Annotated in this window: 4 protein-coding genes; all 4 read right to left on the minus strand. The window is 42.2% G+C overall.

Annotated features, from left to right (window positions below; translation table 11 throughout):
• Positions 1-855 precede the first annotated feature (855 nt).
• The 4 genes from OKC24_RS15865 to OKC24_RS15880 all read right to left on the minus strand — a co-directional run bounded on the left by OKC24_RS15865 (position 856) and on the right by OKC24_RS15880 (position 5,704).
• The gene (locus tag OKC24_RS15865) at positions 856-2,061 is read right to left on the minus strand and encodes an amino acid aminotransferase (protein WP_130146581.1); all 1,206 of its coding nucleotides are present in this window, start codon (positions 2,059-2,061) and stop codon (positions 856-858) included.
• Between the two features lie 35 nt (positions 2,062-2,096).
• On the minus strand, positions 2,097-3,497 hold the full coding sequence (locus OKC24_RS15870) for an amino acid permease (RefSeq protein WP_131277160.1): 1,401 nt from the start codon (positions 3,495-3,497) through the stop codon (positions 2,097-2,099).
• A gap of 189 nt (positions 3,498-3,686) precedes the next feature.
• Entirely contained in the window at positions 3,687-4,748 is a 1,062-nt protein-coding gene (gene hppD / locus OKC24_RS15875) for a 4-hydroxyphenylpyruvate dioxygenase (RefSeq protein WP_130146577.1), read from the minus strand.
• A gap of 500 nt (positions 4,749-5,248) precedes the next feature.
• Entirely contained in the window at positions 5,249-5,704 is a 456-nt protein-coding gene (locus OKC24_RS15880; protein ID WP_130146575.1) for a very short patch repair endonuclease, read from the minus strand.
• Positions 5,705-6,000 lie beyond the last annotated feature (296 nt).

Below are 6,000 nucleotides of genomic sequence, written 5' to 3' on the forward strand. Positions count from 1 at the left end.
CTATAAAAAATAATTTATATTCAAAACAATGTGTTATTAAATATTTCTTGTGCGCGCTGAGTGCTCCATTGTTGGTGGTTATTAAAATTTACATATTCCATGCTCATAAATAAACTTTGCTTCATGATGAATCAAAGTTGACAAGGTGATTTGATTTATAATAGAAAATGCAATCAATGATACAAAGACTTTTAACATCGTACTAGTTGATAGGGCTTATAAGCGCTTTTAAAGATTTAAACAGTCAATGCTGATCTAATTTTATTTTTAAACATAATCTAATCGCTTCAGTTGTGCTCATAAATGATATATGAAAATACGAAATATAAAAAAGCAATGTTATTACATATTATTTTATCTTAAAATTATGCATGTTAAGATCAGTAACTAAATTCAAATTCAATTGATAGCTTTGAATTAAACTAGTTTGGTGTCTTAAGACACTAAATCGAAAATGGGTAAAAATTAGGTACAGCTTTTTTATTGCCTTGTTTCCGCCGCATTTGATTTACTTGTTAATTTTCAAATTAGATTCATCAGCTCGGCTCCAAGAGCTTTTTCCTTGACAGTATTAATCAAATGAATGAATTGAACGCAGTGAACTGCCGAAAGCGGCTAAAAAGTTAAATCGAAAAATTTGGAATATATGGCCGGTGAGCATCAACGATGTTGGGGCAATATCACGATGTGCTGCATTATATTTTATAGGGCAATGCCTCTCAGGCAGCAAACTGAATGCAATGTTGAAGTCCGGTTAATGTAATTTTTGCTCATGCCGCTGTAAAGTGAAATGCCCGCGGCTGCGGGCACTTTACTTTAAGTCTTTTAAATATAGCAATAATTCAAACGCAGTCTTTAAGCCGTGGCTTGAATGACGTTGGCGATCGAATCTGCTACATAATCAATATTGTTTAAATTTAAACCCGCCACGCACATGCGCCCGCTGCGCACTAAATAAATGCCGTACTGATCTTTCAGCTGATCCACTTGAGCCGCGGTTAAACCGGTATAGCTGAACATGCCTTGCTGTTTCAGCAAATAGTCAAAATTATGTTCAGGCAGCGCTAAGCGCAATTTACTGCTGAGCAATTCACGCATATGAATGATCCGCTCGCGCATTTCATTCAATTCAGTCTGCCATAAGGTTTTCAGTTCAGGCGTATTCAAGACATTTTCAACTAAAAGAGCGCCTGTTGTGGCTGGGCTGGAGTAAATGCGGCGCACAGTGGCTTTCAGCTGGCCTAAAACTTTTTGTGCAGTGTCTGCATCATCGCAGACAAAGGTTAAACCGCCTACGCGTTCGCCATACAGGGAAAAGATTTTAGAAAATGAATTGCTGACAATAAAGTTCAGGCCGGATTGATCCAGTGCGCGGATGGCGTAGGCATCCTGCTCTAAGCCTTGACCAAAGCCCTGATATGCGATATCCAAAAATGGAATTAAATCCTGCTGTTTTAATACTTTAATGACTTGATCCCATTCAGCTGGCGTTAAATCCGCGCCTGTCGGGTTATGGCAGCAGGGGTGCAGCAGTACAATGCTTTTTGCAGGGAGCGTGCGGAGGGTGTCCAGCATGGCCGGCAAATTTACGCCATTCGTCTTTTCATCAAAGTATGGGTAAAAGTGAGATGCAATGCCTGCGCCATTAAAAATCGCAATATGGTTTTCCCACGTCGGCTGGCTGACCCAAACATCAGACTGAGGAAAGTATTTTTTCAGAAAATCTGCACCGACTTTCAGTGCGCCTGAACCGCCCAGCGTTTGAATCGTGACTGCACGGCCATCACGGCGGGCTGGGCTGCCTTCGCCTAGCACTAATGCTTGCGTTGCCTGGTTATAAGGCTTTAAGCCATCCATTGGCAAATACAGCTTAACCTTGTCATTGCCTGCTTCAATATTTTTATAAGCGGCTTGGACAGATTTTAACTGCGGCACAATATTACTTTCGTTGTAATACAGCCCAATACTTAAATTAACTTTTTGAGTCCGTTCATCTTTCACAAAGTCTTCCATCAAGGAAAGAATTGGATCACCTGCATAAGCATCTACATGTTGAAACATGGTTTAACCTTCTTTTTCGTGTTTGCGCGCCGTCGTTATAAAAGACGGACATTATCCTTGGACAGTATTGCATGATCAGCGGTTTTTTTCTTTTGAAAGAAATAGGCAATCAGCAAAATTGAAATCCAGATGGGAATCATCCATACCGCAATCCGCATATCCGGTGTCAGGCTCATAATCAATAAAATGCCGCACATAAAGGCAATGCACAAATAATTGCTTAGCGGATAGGCAATGCTGGGAAACAGCGTCGGCGTATTTGTCGCAATCATGCGCTGTTTAAACTTCAGGTGCGTATACGAGATCACCACCCAGTTAATGACGATAGCCGCGACCACCAGCATCATCAGCAGGCTGAAGGCTTTTTCTGGAAATAAGTAATTGATCAGTACGCAGAGCAGGGTAAAAAATGCAGAGGCCATCACCGCATTTACAGGAATGCCGCGGTCATTAATTTTGCTGAAAAGCTTAGGCGCATTGCCTTGTTCTGCTAAACCCAGCAGCATGCGGCTGGTGCAGTAATTGGTGCTGTTATAGACAGAAACTGCAGCGGTCAGCACGACAAAGTTCAGCACCGTTGCTGCGGTTTGGCTGCCTAATGAATCAAAAATCAGCACAAAAGGACTGCCGCCTTGCGCCATTTGATTCCATGGGTACAGCGATAAAATAATCACTAGGCTCAAAATATAAAACAGCAGTACGCGGTAGACAATTTGGTTAATGGCTTTGGGTAAAGTGGTTTTTGGATTATCGGTTTCTGCAGCGGCAATGCCAACCAGTTCAATCCCGCCAAAGGCAAACATAATCATGGCCATCGCCATTACAAGGCCCATGACGCCATTCGGGAAAAAGCCGCCCAAGGCCCACAAATTGCTTAAATTGGAGCTTGCGGCACCGTTGCCGCTGGCCAGCAAGTAACTGCCGAATGCAATCATGGCAATAATCGCGATGACCTTAATAATCGCGAGCCAAAACTCCATTTCGCCAAACAGCTTTACATTGAGCAGGTTAATGACATTAATAAAAATGAAAAAGCCTAAAGCCGAGACCCAGGTCGGAATATCGGGCCACCAGTAATGAATATATAGGCCAATCGCGCTGAGCTCAGCCATGCAGACCAAAATATTCAGCACCCAATAGTTCCAGCCCGACATAAAGCCAGCAAATTTGCCCCAATATTTATAAGCAAAGTGGCTGAATGAACCGCTGACCGGTTCTTCAACAATCATTTCGCCTAATTGGCGCATCATTAAAAAAGCGATCAGGCCTGCAATGGCATAGCCGAGAATGACCGAAGGGCCCGCCAGTTTGATCGTTTGCGCAATGCCAAGGAATAAACCGGTGCCGATTGAACCGCCTAAAGCAATCAGCTGAATGTGGCGGCTGCTTAAACCTTTTTTCAGGTTTCCTTGTTGATGTTGAGGTGTTTGAGGCATTTGCTTCCATCATCCGTGTCGTGATCGTACTCTATCATTGAATGTCCGTATTCTTATTGTTTTGCTTGGGCCATCAGAGCAGTATCGTAATTTTTTGAAGATCATGCTCATAAAAAGAGCATTGCCTAGGCGTGGTTTGATTAAATGCCTAGGCAAGCCGCAGCATGGCTTTACAGTGCATACCTAAAATCAAGCATTGGAAATATCCAGTACGCCGCGCTTAATTTGGTCGCGTTCAATTGATTCAAACAAGGCTTTGAAATTGCCCTCGCCAAAACCGTCATCATCTTTGCGCTGAATAAATTCAAAAAAGACTGGGCCAAGCATATTTTCAGAGAAAATCTGAAGCAGCAGGCGGTGATTGCCATCTTTTGTATTGCCGTCCAGCAAGATGCCGCGTTTTTGCAGATCTTCTGTCGGTTCGCCGTGATTTGGCAGGCGTTCCGGCAGCATGTCGTAATAGGTGCTAGGCGGCGGTGTCATAAATTTAGCGCCCAATGCTTTCAGCTTGTCCCAAGTGCCAAGCAGGTCATCAGTAATAAATGCGATATGCTGAATGCCTTCACCATTGAATTCACTTAAGAATTCTGCAATTTGCCCATTGCCTTTGTCGGAGTCTTCGTTCAGCGGGATACGGATTTTACCGTCTGGCGCAGTCAGCGCTTTAGAGGTTAGGCCGGTATATTCACCCTTAATGTCAAAGTAGCGGATTTCTTGAAAATTAAAGATTTTCTCGTAGAAATTGGCCCAATAGTCCATACGGCCTTTATAAACATTATGGGTCAAATGATCGATTTCTTTGAGGCCAGTTCCAGCGGGGTGCGGATCTTGGCCTTCAGTAAAGATAAAATCACTTTCATAAATATCACGGTCAACCAAGAAAATAGGGGAACCGCCAATACCTTTAATGGCTGGAATGTTTAATTCCATTGGGCCGATTTTGCTGTAAATCGGTTCTGCGCCTAATTCAACGGCCTTATTGAATGCTTTCGCTGCATCTTTAGTTCTGAATCCCATTGCGCAGGCAGAAGGGCCGTGCTCTTTGTAAAAAAATGCCGCATAGGATTCAGGCTGATAATTCAAAATGATGTTGATATTGCCCTGACGCCATAAATACACATTTTTAGATTTATGCTTTGCGACTTTGCTGAAGCCGATGGTTTGAAAAATGGCATCCAGTTCACCGTCTTGAGAGACAAACTCAATAAATTCAAATCCGCAGAGTTCTAAAGGATTTGCTAACTCATTCATAAAACGTCCTCATTTTTTTCAGGCAATCCTATTGCCGTATTTAAGTTTGTTGTATAGCGCAAATGGACGTGCATATTTATGATATCTAACTAATTTTTATGACAATTCCATTTGCCTAAGTTTAATTTTCCGAACTTGCTGAAAGCAATTTCATGAAACATATTTGATAAAATCAATCTGTTGTTTCATCATAAAGCGGTGATAAAATTATTCAATACATAAATTAATTACGCAATTCGTAATAAGTGTATTTTATTGAGATGTGTATAATATAAAGTAATGAAATTAATAACAAAAAGTTTTAATTTTTAGAACAAGTTTGTGCTTTTATTAATTGTTAAGTTTTGTAAGTAAATTCAGTGCTGAATTTCTTGCAGCGCAAGGGCAGCTGCGTAAAATAAGTTGGATGCGCGCGTGCATGCGGGATATTAAGCGCCATGAAGCGAAATTGGTTTTTGACCATCTTAAAGTTGCAATGCGCTAGAATATACTGCTGTAATTTAAAGTTCTAAAGACTTGTTGTCCGCATCCAGCAGCCATTTCTGGAAATGCATTAAAGACCATTCAAAGTCTGCTGTATTGCGCGTTGCGCATTCCCACCAAATACAGACTTTCCAGCCAGCCTGCAGCAGCTGCAAGGTATGGGCCGTATCCCGTTCAACATTTTTAAGGATCTTCGGCTGCCAATAGTCCAAATTGCTTTTGGGCCAATGAAAATATTTGCAGTCATGCCGATGCCAAAAGCAGCCGTGTACAAAAATGACGGTATTGTACTTTTTCAGCACAATATCCGGCTTGCCTGCTAAGCCTTTATCATGCAGGCGGTAACGGTAGCCCAAATGATGCAGCGCTTTACGAATCCGAATTTCAGGCTTGGTATTTTTAGAATGGATGGCGGCCATGTTTTCCGACCGGGTCAGCGGTTTTTTCTCAGCTTTTTTTGCTTTGGCGGACATGATTGCATTCCTTTCTTTAGCCGGTTCAGTTGGCGGATGGTGAAAGTCAGAGAATTAGTGCCGTGCCTGCTTGAATCTTCTTGCTCATCTGTCAATTTACCGCATTTCTGCCGTCTTCAGTTCTGTATTTGCATAGCGCTAAGCAGGGCATGCATACAGGTTTTAGCATGTGCTGAAAACTTAGCACTTTGGGTGCGGATGAACCAGGCTCCGCATGGGAGTGGATAATGCAAGACGGTTTCATATTGTATTGGCTTTGTTGCACAAACCTATCGTTAAGGGCTTATTCCACAATA

The sequence above is a fragment of the Acinetobacter entericus genome (genome assembly GCF_026168575.1).
Taxonomy (GTDB): domain Bacteria; phylum Pseudomonadota; class Gammaproteobacteria; order Pseudomonadales; family Moraxellaceae; genus Acinetobacter; species Acinetobacter bouvetii.